This is a genomic window from Campylobacter sp. CFSAN093229 (assembly GCF_011068225.1).
In the GTDB taxonomy this organism is placed as follows: domain Bacteria; phylum Campylobacterota; class Campylobacteria; order Campylobacterales; family Campylobacteraceae; genus Campylobacter_D; species Campylobacter_D jejuni.
Genome location: NZ_JAAMXB010000004.1, coordinates 109,965 through 125,272, shown reverse-complemented (window position 1 = coordinate 125,272; position 15,308 = coordinate 109,965). Strand labels below are relative to the sequence as shown.

Here is a 15,308-nt window from a genome sequence, read left to right as displayed (position 1 = left end):
ATTTTAGCCTACTAAAGAACCGTTTTGCACAAGTTGCTCAGGGGTGATTAAAACAAGTTTATCTCCGCTTTTTACAGAAAGTATCATACCATCGCTTTCATGTCCAAAAATTTTAGCTTTTTTAAGATTGCTTATAATGCAAACTTGTTTACCGATTAAATCACTGGCTTTATAGTGTTTTGCTATGCCTGAGAGTACTTGACGGATTTCTTTATCGTCAAGTTCGAGTTGAAATTTCAAAAGTTTTTCACTCCCTTCTATATTTTGACAATCAAGCACTTTAGCGACTTTGATTTCAATTTTTGCAAAATCATCGATTTTTATTTTAGGACTTTCTTCTTTTTTAGGTTCTTCTTTAATTTCTTGTTTTAAAAGAGCTTTTTCTACTTTTGGAAATAAAGCTTCGCAAGGATTTGCTTTAAAATCTAAAAGTTCATTATCAAGTATCATTTTTGCGTAATTTGTAGATGAAATTTCAAAATTTAAAGCTAAAGCCACTTTTTCACAGGACTTTGGTAGAGTAGGGCTTAATAAAAGGCTTGTTTTGGCTAAAATATTTGCACAAAGTGCAACTAAAGCATTAGCTTGTTCGTGTTTGTTTTCTTTGATTAAATTCCAAGGTTCGTATTTGCTAATGGCTAAATTTGCTACGCTTAAAGCCTTGAAAAGTTCTTCTAAATAACGATTACACTGTAAGTTTTCTAAAAATTCTACCGCTAAATTTAAGTGTTCTTTTGCTTGATTTAATTCAGCATTGTAAAATTTTAAAACACCTTCTTTTGAAATATTTCCTTGAGAATATTTTGTACTCATACCTATAATGCGATTAAGTAAATTCCCAAATTCATTGCTTAGTTCAGCATTGATACGATTTATCAGCATATTTTCGCTAAAATCCCCATCATTACCAAAAGGTACTTCTCTAAGCAAGAAATATCTAAAAGCTTCGCTTCCATAGGCATCAACCACTTCTTTAGGTTTTACAACATTGCCTTTAGATTTGCTCATTTTTTCGCCTTCTTTAGTCCACCAGCCATGTGCACCTATAAATTTTGGCAAAGGTAAATCTACGCTCATTAAAAAAGCTGGCCAATAAATGGCATGAAAACGCAAAATATCTTTTCCTACTAAATGCACATGCGCAGGCCAAAATTTAGCATTTTCTCCCTTGCTTTGAAAATCAAGAGAGCTTATATAGATAAAAAGTGCGTCAAGCCATACATAAATAATATGTTTATCATCATTAATTTCTTGAGGTAGTTTAATCCCCCAATCAAAACTTGTTCTTGTAATGGAAAGATCTTTAAGGCCGCTTTGGACAAAATTTATAAGTTCGTTTTTTTTGTTTTTTGGTAGGATGGGATCTTTTTCTTCATACCATTGTAAAATTTTATCTTGGTATTTTGAAAGTTTAAAAAAATAACTCTCTTCTTTTAAAATCGTAGTGTTTTTGCCACAATCTGGACAAGAACAATCATTGATAAGCTGACTTTGAGTAAAAAAGCTTTCGCAAGAAATACAATAATGTCCTTCGTATTCATCTTTATAAATATCGCCTTTTTGCCACATTTTTAAAAACATAGCTTTAACAAATTCAATATGCCTTGTATCAGTTGTTCTTGCGTAAATATCATAGGTGATTTCAAATTCATCCCATAATTTTTTAAATTCAAAACTGATTTTATCAGCATATTCTTGAGGAGTGGAATTTCTTAGTTTGGCAGCTTCTTCGATTTTTTGTCCATGCTCATCTGTTCCTGTTAGAAATCTTGTTTCATGTCCTTGCAAACGATAAAATCTTGCTAAAGTATCGGCTATGATGGTAGTATAAGCATGACCTAAATGAGGCACATCATTTACATAATAAATTGGTGTTGTAATATAACGCATTTTTTTCCTTTAAAAGTCAAATCCGCCTTCGGTTTTACCCTTAGACATACTGTTATAGACTGCATCAACATAATTTTTTCTAGTTTGGCAGTTAAAAATTTCATCGCAATTATAACAAGAGTTTAGGTTTTTTGAGTTTTGACATGAAAGTAAAATTTCTTTTTTTTTATCCATATCTTGCTCAAATTCATCTCTAGCTTCATTCATTGTAAGCCTTTAAAAGTTTTGAAATTTCATATCCTGAGCCAAAAAAACAAGGAGTTGTCGCATGGATTTTATCAAATTCAAGTTCAAGTAAGGAGTGGTTTTTTCCATTTGTAGTTTTTCCGCCTGCTTTTTCTATGATAAAGGCTAGAGGAAAGACTTCAAAAAAGGCACGAAGTTTGCCATTAGGCGCATCTTGTGTTGCAGGATAGCTAAAAATGCCACCCCCTTTTAATAAAATTTGATTGATATCGCTTACCATGGCTCCAGAATATCTTAAGCGATAGCCTTCATCAAAAAGACTTTTGATAAATTTAGCGTGTTTTTTTTCCCAAAATTTTTGCGTTCCACCTGTAGCATTAATCTTGCCTTTTTCATTCATTTTAAGATCTTTTATAAAAATAAATTCATTATTTGCATTTAAGCGATAAAGTTTTGGCTGATCTTTGCAAATCACAAGTTCTAAGCGCGCTCCATACATACTATAAAGTGCAGCTCTTAAATTTTTAGCATTTGCTTTTTCTTCATAGATAGCAAAAATAGAACCTATGGCAAAATTAACATCCATTAAGCTAGAACCATCTAAAGGATCATAAGCTACGATAAAATTTGCTTTTTCATTAAGCATTAAAATTTCGTCTTTTTCTTCACTTATGATGGCTTTAATGCTTGAACATTGACTTAGAGTTTTTGTGATGATTTCATCGCTTAAAACATCAAATTTGAGTTGGGTATCGCCTGTAAAATTTTGATTTTGACTGTAGCTTGTATCGGGAAATTTTAAAGCGTTAGAAATTTCTAAAACCGCTTTTTGTATATAAGAAATCACTTCTTGCATTTTATAATTCTCCTTGTAAATTTTTAGCATTTTTAAGTATGTATTGGCAAATAGCTTGTATATCGTTTAAATCAAGCCAAGTAAGATAAGGGTGAGAAATTTTTTCATAGCTTGCAATGGCGTTTGAGAAAGTAAAATAACTTTCATCAATTTCTTTGCAAAATACGCTAATGCGTGGTAAATCAAGAGTTTTTAATCCTTCAACCAAACAAATGTCAAAATTGGGTGCTAATTTTAAAGCTTTTAAAATATCTCTATTTTCATGAGAAAAAAAAGTTGTTCTCGTAGGGCTTAAAACCATGACTTCAGCCCCACTTTGAAAAAATTTAAAACTATCTTTACCGTTAAAATCAAATTGAGCTTTATCAGCAGGATCGTGTTTAATGATTAAAACTTTTAAATTTTGTTGCAAAAAATTATCAGCTATTTTGGTAATAAGTGTAGTTTTACCTGAATTTGACGGGCCGCTAAAAGCCATGATAAGTTGTTTCATAAAATATACTCTTAATTTTTTTGTAAAATTATATCTTTTTAAACCAAAAAATAGGGTTAAAAGGCTACAATAATACTAAAAAATATGGAAAAAGAATGAAAATTTATAGTGTAATTTTAGGTGCTTTTTTGCTTGGAGCTTGTTCTTTAAAAGATCAGGCGATTGTGGATACAAATTTAAAATCTCAAACTTTAATGTTTACTCAAAAATATAAAATCACACAAGATAAGATTAATGCCATTATAACCATGTCTTATTTAAACCCAATTCTAGATAAGACAAGTAAAGATGATGTATTGGCCTTGTCTTTTACTCCAAATACATTAAAAATTCAAAATTTAGAAGTTTTTATCAATAATAAAAAAGCCAATATTGAAAAACTGGATGATGAGTACTTAAAATATATAATACAAAACAACTATACTGATTATTTTAAAGTATCTCTTCCTAGTGTCAAGGAAGAGACTAGGCTTGTAGCTAAGATTTGTTTAGATCATTTGCCTTGTTTTGAATTAAATTTTCAAAAATATCCGAAATCTTTATACTATCGTTCAGAAGATGTCGATACACAATATAATTAGCTAGAACTTTTTTTCCATAAATTCGGCTTTCTTGATAAGGAACTAATTCCATGGATAAGAAAGGTTCAAATTTGCCTGTCTTAAACATATCATTTCTTGCAAGCATACGGTTAGTAAATCCTATACCGCCATTATAAGCGTAAGCGACAAAAAGTGGAGATTTTAAACGCGATTCAAGGTAATTTAGATGATAGTTTCCAAAGTAATATGCTATTTCAGGTTTAAACATAAAATCTTGATCGAAATTTGGAATTTTTAATTCTTTTTCCCCTATGTGATTGGCTAAAAATGGCATAAATTGCATCATGCCTAAAGCATAAGAAACTGAAATAGCAGTTGGAATAAAACGACTTTCTTGTCTGGCAATAGCCAAAATTAAAGCTTGTCTTGTTTTGTTATAGTCTTTTATATTGTCATAATAAGGCATTATAAAATAATGTTTTTTAAAATTATTTTTGCGTTCTAATATGTAAGCATAAATAGGCAAGGTTTCTTGTGTGTCAAATTCTTTTGCCAAGACATCTAGTTGACTTGCGTTAGCATCGCGAATTTGTTTGTTTATTTTTTGCCAAGCAAAAGGATCTTGCATGTTAAAATTATTTTTTTTCTTGCTTGGATTAAGGCTTTCTATCTTTGGAAAAGGTGTGTTAGCAAGTTCTTTTGCGTAAAGACTATAAATATTTAAAGAAGAACTTTGTGATAAAGTTTTTAAATCTTCTTCATTGTTTTTAATCAACCACATCCAAAATATAGCATTGTCTTTATTGCTTTGCGATTTAAAACTTTGTGCCGCCTTTTTAAAAAAGTCATAAGCAAGCTCTGTTTTATCATAAGTTAAGGCATTGACTCCCAAATAGAAAGCAGAATCTTCACTTACATTTTCAGGATTTATTTCTAGCATAGAATGTCTAAATTTTGGATTTTCTTTTTTAATAATAATATTTTGTGCAAAATCTTTAAAACCAATGTGGTTTGGTAGTTTATTGACTAAACTTGTATTTAAATCTAAGTCGTATTTTTTAGAATAATTATAAAGTTTAAAAAAACCATTAATATCTTCTTTTTGTACTATATAGCTCATAGGATCAGAAGTATTAAAAGCTAGTAATAAATTTGTCAAATCAGGTCTTTGATTTTTAAAGGTTTGAGCTAAAGTCGTTCGGTCTTTGGAATTTAAACTCGCTATAAAAACTAATGAATTTAAGCGCACACTTTGACAAGTTAAATTTGCATCTAAGATAGTATTTGCTGTATAGGTATAGCATTTAGCATATTTTGGGTTGATATAAGGCTTTAAAGGGATGATTTTTTCAAGTTCGGATTTAATTTTTCCTATATAGCGAAAAATATGAGAATTTAAATCCTGTGCATCTTTTTTACTGATTTTATTTTTTTCTAAAAGCCTATAAATATAATAATCCTTAGCAAGTGAATTTTCTTCCTTTTTGAGTTTTTCTATACTATATTGTGTAGCATTTAAACTTGAAAAAATAAATAAAAAAACGAGTATTTTTTTTATCACAATATACTCCTTAAGATATTCCCAAGAAAAATGCCAAGAAACTGCAATGCTAAGACTATAATCAAAGGCGCAAGATCAATATTGCCAATGCGTGTTGGAATTTTTCTAACTAAGGCGTAAGCAGGATAACTTAATTTATATAAAATTTGCACTATGGGATTATAAGGATCAGGGTTTACCCAGCTTAAAAGTGCTGTGATGATAATAATCCAAGTATAAATGTTAATGACAATTTGTAGTACTTGAAAAATAGAAATAATAAAAGAGTCTATAACCATAATTAAATCCTTGCTAATTCGTGAATAAAATTTTTAATATAAGGATAAAGATCGCTAAGCTCAGGTCCGTGGATATTTCCTGTTAAAATTATCCTTAAAGGCATGAAAAATTTTTTACCTTTTAAGTCGCTTTTGCTTAAAAGTTCATTTTTAAAATCTTCATAGTTTTCAAAAAGTTCAATATCTTTTAAGAGTTCTTTTAAAATTTTACATTCTGTTTCAAACTCTCCAAAGTCTTTTGTGCTAAAAATAGCTTGCATTTTTTCTTTAAGTTCTTTTATGGTGCTTGCTTCTTGAGTGTAAAATTTAGCAAGCTGTGCAAGATCTTTGTTTAAATCTAAAATTTTATTAAGCTTATCATCTTTGATCATTTTGATATGTTCACGATTGATTTGTAAGAGTTTTTTAAGATCAAATCTTGCGGGAGCTTTTGAAACTTTAGAAATATCAAACCATTTTATAGCTTCTTCTAAGGTAAAAATTTCACAAGGAGTTTTATTGCCTAGCATGATCAGATAATTTGCGATTGCGCTAGGTAAAATTCCACTTTCAAGTAGCCATTTTACAGAAGAATGTACTTCTCTTTTACTCATTTTAATACCTTCTTCGTTTAAAATGATAGGCAAGTGTGCATAAGTGATAGCTTTATTATAACCTAAGCTTGTGCGGATATGTTCTTGTTTTGGAGTGTTTGAAACATGATCTTCTCCGCGTATAATACAAGTGACATTTTCAAGCATATCATCAACCGCACAAGCAAAATTATAAGTTGGAGTTTTATCCGTTCTCATAATCACAAAAGAGTCTATGTTTTCAGGCTCAAAACTAAGCTCGCCTTTGATAAAATCAGTAAATTTCATAGTATGAGTAGGTTTTTTAAGACGGATAACAAAGGGTTTTTCACATTCTAAAACATCAATATCGGCTAGTTTTTCACAAGTGCCATCGTAGCGATAAGCTTTACCTTGTTTTTTAGCTAACTCTTTTTTTGCTTCAAGTTCTTCTTCGGTGCAAAAACAAGCAAAAGCTTTCTTTTCACTTACAAGTTTTAAAGCCATTTGGCGATGGAATTTTAAATTTTCACTTTGTATATAGTAATGCTGCCATGAAATACCAAAAAGATTTAAAATTTCTTTGATTTCTTCTTCTTTTCCTGCTATATTTCTAGCCTTATCAGTATCTTCAATACGTAAGATAAAATCCATATTTTTTTGTCTTGCACAGATATAATTAAAAATTGCTGCGCGTAAATTTCCTATGTGCATATCACCTGTGGGAGAAGGTGCAAAACGGTACATTTTATAGCCTTTAAAATTATTTAAAAGCTTATTATAACAGAAAAATTTATACGGATATTTAATTTTACTTGGTTATAATACTTTTATGATATTTTTAATTTTTTCTTTCATTATATTATTGATTTTTGGCTTAGCAAATGTTTATATTTATAAAAGATTAATCAAGAAAATTACTCTTTTTAAGTATTTTTATAAAATTTTTGCCTTTATTTTTATTGTGCTTTTTTTAGCCCAAGCTGTGTTTTTAATATTTCGTAGAGATGAATATTTAAGTGATACTTGGTATGAAATTTTAGCCATGCTTTATGCACCGACTTATTGTTTGTTTTTTATGACTTTAGCTTGGGATTTTATTAAATTGATTTTAGCTCTTATGGGTAAAAGAGATAAAAAATATAATCTTATTTTGCGTTTGATTTTTGAGCTTTCTCTTATAGTTTTAAGTGTGTTTTTAATTTATGTAAGTATAAATAATGCTCTAAAAATACCTGAAGTAAAGAGTGTTGATGTTGAAATACCAAATCTTAAACAAGATTTAAAAATTGCCATGCTTACTGATATACATTTGGGTAAAAATTTGCATGAAAATTTTTTAGATAAGCTCATCACTAAAGTGAATTTGCAAAGTCCTGATATGGTTGTAATAGTAGGAGATCTGATTGATACTAATCCTAAAGATTTAAAAAATTATATCTCAAAACTTAATGATTTTAATTCCACTTATGGAACTTTTTATGCCTTGGGAAATCATGAGTATTATCATGGTATCAATGAAGTTTTGGATTTGCTTAGAAAACATACTAATATGAAAATTTTAGTCAATCAAAATTTAGATTTGGGTTTTATAAATATTGCTGGGCTTGGAGATTTAGCCGGACTTAATAAGGGGTTATATGCTCCTGATTTAGCAAGAATAAAAGTGGATTTAAATACAAGTAAAGCTAGTATTTTACTCACACATCAACCTAAAACAGCTTTGCTTTATAATTTAAGTGATTTTGACCTTGTTTTAAGTGGGCATACGCATGGAGGGCAAATTTTTCCTTTTATGTTTTTAGTTAAACTTCAGCAAGGTTTTGTTCATGGGCTTTATAATTTAGGAGAAAAAACTAAGCTTTATGTGAGTAGTGGCGCAGGATTTTGGGGGCCAAGTCTTAGAGTTTTTGCTCCGAGTGAAATAGTGATTTTAAATTTAAAAGGAAAAAAATGAGTTTTTCAAAAGAAAGTTCGAGGCTTTTTGGTTTTGTAGCGGGGATTAAATTTCCTAAAATGATACAAAAAGTTATTAATGAAAATTATGTTAAGTATTTTAATATCGATATGAGTGAATTTAAATCTCCTTGTGAATACGAGAGTTTAAATGCTCTTTTTACAAGAACTTTGCACATTCCAAGAAAACTTGAAGAAGGTTTTATCAGTCCAAGTGATGGTAAAATTTTAGAGTGTGGAAGTACTTTTTTGGCAAATGAAGAACATTTTGCTTTTTCTATAAAAGGGCATACTTATAGCGTTGAGGAGCTTTTAAAAGATAGCTTTGAAAAAGATGAGCTTAAAAATGGGCTTGATTATGTCAATATCTATCTTTCTCCAAAAGATTATCATCGTTATCACAGCCCTTGTGATATGCAAATTTTAAGTGCAACTTACACAAGCGGCGCCCTTTATAGTGTAAATGAAAAGCATTTAGAACGCATTAGTAATTTGTATATAAAAAATGAAAGAGTGAGTTTAAAATGTCAAAATGAAAAAGGTATTTTTTGGCTTGTTTTTGTAGGAGCGCAAAATGTAGGAAAAATGCGTTTTAATTTTGATACAAGCATACAAACCAATGCTAAAATTTCTCATAATTTTACTAGAAAATATGAAAATTTAAATTTCAAAAAAGGCGAAGAACTAGGAAATTTTGAACTGGGTTCTACTATAGTTTTAATCTCTCAAAAAGGGATTTTAAATTTTAATTTAAAAGCAGGGCAGGGTATTAAATTTGGAGAAAAAATAGCGGATTAGTTTTTAGGAGTTTTATTTGCCATTTGATAGATAAAGGCAAAAACTTCAGCTACAGCTTTATACATATTAGGTGGAATTTCATCGCCTAAGTCAAGTTTGCTTAAAATTTCTATTAAATCTTCATCTTCTTTAATGGGAACTCCGTGTTCCTTGGCTAAAGAAATAATTTTAGCAGCACTTTCACCTTTGCCACTTGCAAGCACTTTTGGGGCAGAGTTTTTTTCTTTTTGATAGCCTAGAGCTACAGCTTTTTTAATTGATCTTTTGATTTTGCTCATACTTTTTTATCCATACCCATTTCAAGATCTAAATTTTTCATACTTCTAGTATCAAATTTACTTCTTATGATATCACCTACAAAGAAATTTGCACTTAAAAGTCCTGCTTTATTAATATTTCTTTTAAGCTCATGGGCATTTTCATAGATGGTTTTTCTAAATTCAATATTTTCTGCCATAATATTAATATCTATATATTTTTCATTATTTAAAGAAATAAGAATTTCCAAATCCCCAAGTTTTGCAAATTCGAGTTTAATCTGAGCAAAAAATTTATCCTTTTTTCCGCGTCTAAACATAATTTTAGAATCATTTAAATCATCCCAAGAAAAAGGCAGATAAGTATTGATAGAATCATTAGCTAAAGACATAAGCTGATTGATTTCAATTTGTGCTAAAAGACGATTAGCTTGATTATATACAGCTTCATTGCCTTCATTTTTAGCTAAATTTGAAATTTGCAAAAGTGTTGATTTTACATCATGATGTAAAGATTCAGCTATATCTTGTTCTGTTTTTGGTTTAATTTGCGCTAGATCTTTGGTAGAAAGATTGAGTTTGTGTTCGAGATTTTTAATTTCTGCTTGATTAAGCTTGGCATTTTGAGTATAGGGTTCAAGTTCTTTTAAGCTTTCATTAAGTCTACGAGAAAGATTGTTTAAATTTTTACTTAAATCTTGCACTTGTTCTAGATCTAAATTTTCTACATTAAATGCTAAATTTTTTACAATATTTTGTTTTATAAATTCCTGATTTTTAAAAATATTTTGCATAGTTTGGTTATTGTTAGATTGAATATTTTGAGAATTATTTAAATTTTGCGTGTTGTTTGTGTTAGGATTTGAAGTGTTGGTATTTGTATTGATTGAAGTTTTGTTTTCTGTTTTTGTTTCATAAAATTTTGGATTTTCTTTGATATTTTCTTTTGATTTTTCTTGTTTTCCATCTTTAATTTTTTCTTGGTTTGGAGTAGAGTTTTTTATATCATTGTCTGGCTTATTTTCTGTTTCATTGTTTTGAATATCATTTTTTGTATCTTGGGTATCTTCTTCGTGAGTTTTTATATCAGAATCTAAATTTTCATCTTCTTTTATATCAGTTTCTTTTGCATGCGAATTTTCTTCGTTTTTTGAATCTTGCTTAATATCGGTTTTAGTATCATCTGTGAGAGTTTCTTCTTTTGATGCTTTTATATGTTTTTCTTCATCTTGGTTTTTTGTGTTATGATTAAGTTTTTCTTCTTTCATATTTTCTTTGTTACTTAAAATATTTTCTAAAATATTTTCTTTATCTTGTATTTTAGAAGCTTGATTGCCTAGTATATTTTTTAAAGTATTTTCAAGTTTTTCAAAGGCGGTAGCAGTTTGCTTAAGGATGTTTGGATCTTTTATCATTAAATTTTCTGGCTTATTAAGAGCTTTGAAAAAATCATTTTTGATGGAATTTAATTCTTTTAAAATTTTATTAGCTATAGGGGTGATTTTTTCTTGAGCATGACTGGGATTTTTACTTATATAATTTTTAAAATTTTCCAATTTAGAACTTAAATTTAAAAGTGCTTTAAAAGAACTTTGATTTAAAATTTGCTTATTTTCATTTTTGCTAGAATTAATAATATTTTTTAATTCTTTTAAAGTGTCTTTTGGGCTTAAATTTGTATTTGCAAGCTGGGCTATCTGAACGCTTAGTTTTTCGCTACTAAGACCTTTGATTGTACTTAAAAGAGAGTGAAAACTTTTGGGTAGTAATTCTTCGTTTAGGGCATCTTTTAATTTAGCTTCTAAAAATACGCCTGAATTTTTAAACAAAGGAGCTAAGTTATTGTTTTTTATTTCACTGGCAGGTTTTAAAATTTGATTTAATCTGTCTAAAACTTGTGTAAAAGTATCACTTTTTGCAAGTTCTGTACTTAAAGTTTTTAATTCATTAGCAAAATTAGGAGCTAAATTTAAATTTTTTCCTTGTTTAAGTACAGGGGAATCGGGATTTTTTTGAGCATTGATTTGATCTAAAAGTTTATTAACAAGTTCTTTTAATTTGGTACCTGTTTCATTTTGAACAAATTTTGCTAGTATTTCCTCACTACTAGCGTCCTTGCTTAAACCTAAATTTTGCTTTAAAGCTTGTGCAAGTGCTTCTTTTGGATTGTCTTTTAAATTTGTTTTATCTTTTGAAGCAGAGTTATCTACTTTTAAATCATTTTTTTGCGTATTGGCAATTTGACTTGCTAGTTGAGTATTAATCATCAAATATCACCATATTTCCAGGCTTTTTCTTAAATTTTTTATTTAAAATATTTGGTTTATTGATAGCAAAAAGAATTAAAAATGCTAAAGAAACTATATAAAACCATATAAAACCTTTGATTTCAAAATATTGCATTAAAAAACCTAAAATTAAAGGGCCAAACAAAGAGCCCAAAGAATAACAAAAAAGAACCCCACGACCTAACTCTACACCTTTATTTTTGCTTACTAAAACATCATTTGCTCTAGCAAGTGCTAAAGCATATAAACAAAATATTCCTATACCAAGAGTAATTCCTAAAAAATATTGCATATACAAATGAAGTTTAAAAAAGATAAATATAAGCATAGTGATAAATCCTATGCTTGCGCAAGTGATAATGGCAAATTTGCGACCAAGTTTATCTGAAATAGTTCCTATGATGGTTTGTGCAATAAAACCACCTAAAACCCCACAAAATATAAAATAAGAAACCGCTTTTGTATCAAAACCTTGCAAAAGTATAAATAAAGATGCCATAGAAAAAAAGCCATTTATAAGCATTCCGGCTATAAAGCTTGTGACGATAGCTAAAGGAGCTATATCAAAAATTTTAGGTATAGAAATAGGACTTGATGCGGGCAAAACAGGTTCTTTGATTTTAATTAGATTTAAAGGTAAAGATGAAAGTAAAATTAAAGTTGCACTGAGAATAAATACACTATGTTTGCTCAAATTTAACGCTATGATTAAAACTCCAATACCAAACGCAAGATAAAAAACAATTTCATAAAAACCTAAAATTCTAGATCGAATGGCATTTTTGCTTTTTTCATTAAGCCATGATTCTATGACCATTAAAAGTCCATAGTAGCAAATCCCTATGAAAAATCTTAAAATAGCCCAAAAGATAAGATTTTCGCTTACTGTATGAAGCATAGCTGAAATTCCAAAAATAGCACCAAATAGCCCAAAAGAGCGTATATGACCTATACGAGAAATAATTTTATGAGCACTGATAGTTCCAACAAGAGCACCTACAAAAAAACAAGAACTTACTACTCCAACAGCTAAAGAACTTTCTCCGTTTTCTTTTAATATAACACCTATAGAGCTTACTATCAAGGCATTACCTGCAAATAAAAATGCCATACCAGCAAAAAGTGCTGTCATTGATTTAATAATTTTTTTTGGACTCATACTTTTTTATATATAAAATAAAAATAAACACACAAACTAGCAAGGATGAAATTCCACAAATATAAGCAAAGATATCTAATTTATCTTGGCGATGTAAAAATAAAAATCCAGCAACCAATATTACATAAGCCATCAATTTAAAGAGAGTAAAAAACATAGCAAAAAAATGGATTTTCTCTTTAACATTTGGCTTTAAATCGTCTTTTAGAACTTTAAAATGAATAATTTTTGATAAATTTTGTTTTTTTTTGATAAAAAGCGATGAAATGAAATTAAAATCTTTTTCATAATTTTTTGATTTTTTTATAATGGCTTTTTTATAATTTAAATAAGAAGCAAAAATAATCAATAAAACACTAAAAAAAGCTATTTCATAGCTTAAAAATGTATCTAATTTAAAATGATTTAACGATGAAAATATGATCCAAAAAAATAAATGAATAATGGCAAAAATACAAAATAGAGCTTTTTTATGTTCCATTATTTGTTCTTTTCTTTTTGAATTTTTTCTTTGATCAACTCATCTCTTTCTTTAAATTCTTCATAGCTTTTTATTTGAACTTTATAAGCTTTGTAAACATTAAGTATAGCAGCACTGATCCCCCAAAAAACTCCAAGCCAAAAAAGCCAAGGATAAGGAGTAAATTTTTTAAGTAAATATCCTATTCCCACACCTATAAATACAGCAACAACCATAGAGATACCAAGACTTAAACCATCCGCAGCTTCAAGAGTTTTGCGAATGATTTTTTGTCTTTTGCTGTTGGAATTTTCTAAGTGATTTTTTTCTTCTTTTAAAATATTGCTCATATTCTTTTAAAGCTTTCCCTAACAGCCTCTAGTGTTGTATCTATAATTTTATCATCCATTTTTGAACATATAAAGCCTGTTTCAAATTGAGAAGGTGCTAAATAAATTCCATTTTCAAGCATATTTTTGTGAAATTTTGAAAATAATGCTAGATCAGATTTTAATGCATCTTGGTAGTTTGATACAGGATCTTTGGTGAAAAAGTATCCAAACATAGAACCTACATGACAAGCTTGCAGCGGAAGTCCTTTTTCATCTGCTAATTTTTTCATTCCTTGGGTAAGTTTTTTTGCTAATTTTCCAAGTTTGTCATAAAGCTTGGTTTTCTTTTTGGCTTTTGTAAGACTTGCTATACCTGCAGCCATTGCCAAAGGATTTCCACTTAAAGTTCCTGCTTGATAAACTCCACCCAAAGGACTTAAAATATCCATAATTTCAGCTCTAGAAGCAAATGCTGCTGCAGGTAGACCACCTCCTATTACCTTACCAAAAGTAATTATATCTGCTTGGATATGATTGATTCCATAGGAACCAAGGTAAGATGCTCTATATCCACTCATTACTTCATCAAAAATCAGCAGAGTTTGATTGTTTTTACAGATCTTAGCAAGTTCTTCTAAAAAATCTTGTTTAGCTGGAACTAACCCCATATTTCCAGCAATAGGCTCAATGATAACACATGCAATATCTTTATTTTTTTCAAAAAGCTCTTTAACGCTATTTATATCATTATATTTCGCTACTAAAGTGTGTTTAGCTACATCTTCTAAAACACCTAAAGAACTAGGAGAGTTAAAAGTAGCAGCACCACTTCCTGCACTCACCAATAATGAATCAGAATGCCCGTGATAACATCCTTCAAATTTTAAAATTTTATCTTTTTTAGTAAAGCCACGGGCAAGACGAATAGCACTCATGGTTGCTTCCGTTCCACTGCTTACAAAGCGGATTTTTTCTAAATGTGGAAAATCAGATAAAACAAGCTTGGCAAGTTCAGTTTCTAATAAAGTTGGAGCTCCAAAACTTGAACCTTTATGAAGTGCTTTTTGACAAGCTTTTTGTATATCTTTATCGCAATGTCCAAAAAGTAAAGGCCCCCAGCTTTGAATATAGTCTATATAAGAATTTCCATCTATATCGAAAATATAAGCACCTTTTCCATGAGAAATAAATTTTGGCTCACTTTGAACATTTGCAAAAGCACGAACTGGAGAATTTACACCGCCTGCGATGAATTTACACGCTTCTTTAAAAGCTTTTTTGTTTGTCATTTTTCTTCCTTGCTAAATTGCTTGATGTAATTATATAAAGTTACAATTTCATCATTTGTTAAAGAGTAATTTGGCATGATTGATTTTGCGTCTTTACTCTGATTAAGAGAATTTTTAAAATTCTCAAAACTAAGATTTTGTATACTTGGAACTTTATAAGCTGTTTTAATACCATTTTTCATATAATATCCTAAAATTTGTTCGCTTCCATCTGCTCCATGACATTCTTTACAACTAATGCCCCTTGGATTTTCATAAAGCATTTTAGAGTATTCTTTAAGAGTGATAAAATCAGCACCAAAAAGATTGATACTAAATAAAAAAAACATTAAAACAATTTTCAAAGTTTCACCTTGTTAATGAAGTTTTAATATGATACAATTTTTACTTTAAAAAAGTGATTAAATTTATA

17 protein-coding genes are annotated in these 15,308 nt (G+C 29.2%); 3 read left to right on the top strand and 14 right to left on the bottom strand.

Annotated elements, in window-relative coordinates; genetic code table 11:
- Positions 1-3 precede the first annotated feature (3 nt).
- Genes metG through mobB form a run of 4 tightly spaced genes read right to left on the bottom strand, consistent with a single transcriptional unit; the run spans position 4 to position 3,425 of the window.
- Positions 4-1,890, bottom strand: coding sequence for a methionine--tRNA ligase (metG, locus tag FBE93_RS01950; protein ID WP_165434126.1), 1,887 nt, complete (start codon positions 1,888-1,890; stop codon positions 4-6).
- A gap of 9 nt (positions 1,891-1,899) precedes the next feature.
- Positions 1,900-2,097 (bottom strand): hypothetical protein, encoded by a 198-nt coding sequence (locus FBE93_RS01945; RefSeq protein ID WP_002892523.1) that lies wholly within the window; start codon positions 2,095-2,097, stop codon positions 1,900-1,902.
- Complete coding sequence (locus FBE93_RS01940) at positions 2,090-2,932, bottom strand: class 1 fructose-bisphosphatase (protein ID WP_165434125.1); 843 nt, start codon at positions 2,930-2,932, stop codon at positions 2,090-2,092. The genes FBE93_RS01945 and FBE93_RS01940 overlap by 8 nt, the downstream gene beginning before the upstream one ends.
- A 1-nt stretch (position 2,933) precedes the next feature.
- Entirely contained in the window at positions 2,934-3,425 is a 492-nt protein-coding gene (gene mobB / locus FBE93_RS01935; RefSeq protein ID WP_004315524.1) for a molybdopterin-guanine dinucleotide biosynthesis protein B, read from the bottom strand.
- A 95-nt stretch (positions 3,426-3,520) separates the two neighbouring features.
- On the opposite strand from mobB, the gene FBE93_RS01930 reads away from it, so the two are divergent.
- The gene (locus FBE93_RS01930) at positions 3,521-4,006 is read left to right on the top strand and encodes a hypothetical protein (protein WP_002873511.1); all 486 of its coding nucleotides are present in this window, start codon (positions 3,521-3,523) and stop codon (positions 4,004-4,006) included.
- Here the strand turns inward: FBE93_RS01930 and FBE93_RS01925 are convergent.
- From FBE93_RS01925 to gltX, 3 genes are read right to left on the bottom strand one after another with little or no spacing between them, the layout of a single operon-like run.
- A complete protein-coding gene (locus FBE93_RS01925; protein ID WP_165434124.1) occupies positions 3,903-5,528 on the bottom strand; it encodes a lytic transglycosylase domain-containing protein in 1,626 nt (541 codons plus the stop codon). The two genes, FBE93_RS01930 and FBE93_RS01925, sit on opposite strands and share 104 nt — an antisense overlap.
- Entirely contained in the window at positions 5,525-5,806 is a 282-nt protein-coding gene (locus FBE93_RS01920; protein ID WP_002852501.1) for a YggT family protein, read from the bottom strand. The genes FBE93_RS01925 and FBE93_RS01920 overlap by 4 nt, the downstream gene beginning before the upstream one ends.
- A gap of 2 nt (positions 5,807-5,808) precedes the next feature.
- Positions 5,809-7,104, bottom strand: coding sequence for a glutamate--tRNA ligase (gene gltX, locus FBE93_RS01915; protein ID WP_165434123.1), 1,296 nt, complete (start codon positions 7,102-7,104; stop codon positions 5,809-5,811).
- Between the two features lie 85 nt (positions 7,105-7,189).
- Between gltX and FBE93_RS01910 the strand changes: the two genes are divergently transcribed.
- The gene (locus FBE93_RS01910) at positions 7,190-8,314 is read left to right on the top strand and encodes a metallophosphoesterase (protein ID WP_165434122.1); all 1,125 of its coding nucleotides are present in this window, start codon (positions 7,190-7,192) and stop codon (positions 8,312-8,314) included.
- A complete protein-coding gene (locus FBE93_RS01905) occupies positions 8,311-9,111 on the top strand; it encodes a phosphatidylserine decarboxylase (RefSeq protein ID WP_165434121.1) in 801 nt (266 codons plus the stop codon). The genes FBE93_RS01910 and FBE93_RS01905 overlap by 4 nt, the downstream gene beginning before the upstream one ends.
- Here the strand turns inward: FBE93_RS01905 and FBE93_RS01900 are convergent.
- From FBE93_RS01900 to FBE93_RS01870, 7 genes are read right to left on the bottom strand one after another with little or no spacing between them, the layout of a single operon-like run.
- Positions 9,108-9,389 carry a FlhB-like flagellar biosynthesis protein gene (locus tag FBE93_RS01900; protein ID WP_002852641.1) on the bottom strand — a complete coding sequence of 94 codons (282 nt, stop codon included), beginning with the start codon at positions 9,387-9,389 and terminating at the stop codon, positions 9,108-9,110. The two genes, FBE93_RS01905 and FBE93_RS01900, sit on opposite strands and share 4 nt — an antisense overlap.
- Positions 9,386-11,635, bottom strand: coding sequence for a flagellar hook-length control protein FliK (locus FBE93_RS01895; RefSeq protein WP_004315515.1), 2,250 nt, complete (start codon positions 11,633-11,635; stop codon positions 9,386-9,388). Before FBE93_RS01895 ends, FBE93_RS01900 begins: the two co-directional genes overlap by 4 nt.
- Positions 11,628-12,815: an MFS transporter gene (locus tag FBE93_RS01890; protein ID WP_002916132.1), complete on the bottom strand. Its 1,188-nt coding sequence runs from the start codon at positions 12,813-12,815 to the stop codon at positions 11,628-11,630. The genes FBE93_RS01895 and FBE93_RS01890 overlap by 8 nt, the downstream gene beginning before the upstream one ends.
- The gene (locus tag FBE93_RS01885; RefSeq protein ID WP_004315511.1) at positions 12,793-13,296 is read right to left on the bottom strand and encodes a hypothetical protein; all 504 of its coding nucleotides are present in this window, start codon (positions 13,294-13,296) and stop codon (positions 12,793-12,795) included. Before FBE93_RS01885 ends, FBE93_RS01890 begins: the two co-directional genes overlap by 23 nt.
- Positions 13,296-13,625: an AtpZ/AtpI family protein gene (locus tag FBE93_RS01880; RefSeq protein WP_165434120.1), complete on the bottom strand. Its 330-nt coding sequence runs from the start codon at positions 13,623-13,625 to the stop codon at positions 13,296-13,298. Before FBE93_RS01880 ends, FBE93_RS01885 begins: the two co-directional genes overlap by 1 nt.
- Positions 13,622-14,896: a glutamate-1-semialdehyde 2,1-aminomutase gene (hemL, locus tag FBE93_RS01875; protein ID WP_004315506.1), complete on the bottom strand. Its 1,275-nt coding sequence runs from the start codon at positions 14,894-14,896 to the stop codon at positions 13,622-13,624. Before hemL ends, FBE93_RS01880 begins: the two co-directional genes overlap by 4 nt.
- Positions 14,893-15,240 carry a c-type cytochrome gene (locus tag FBE93_RS01870; RefSeq protein ID WP_002916139.1) on the bottom strand — a complete coding sequence of 116 codons (348 nt, stop codon included), beginning with the start codon at positions 15,238-15,240 and terminating at the stop codon, positions 14,893-14,895. The genes hemL and FBE93_RS01870 overlap by 4 nt, the downstream gene beginning before the upstream one ends.
- Positions 15,241-15,308 lie beyond the last annotated feature (68 nt).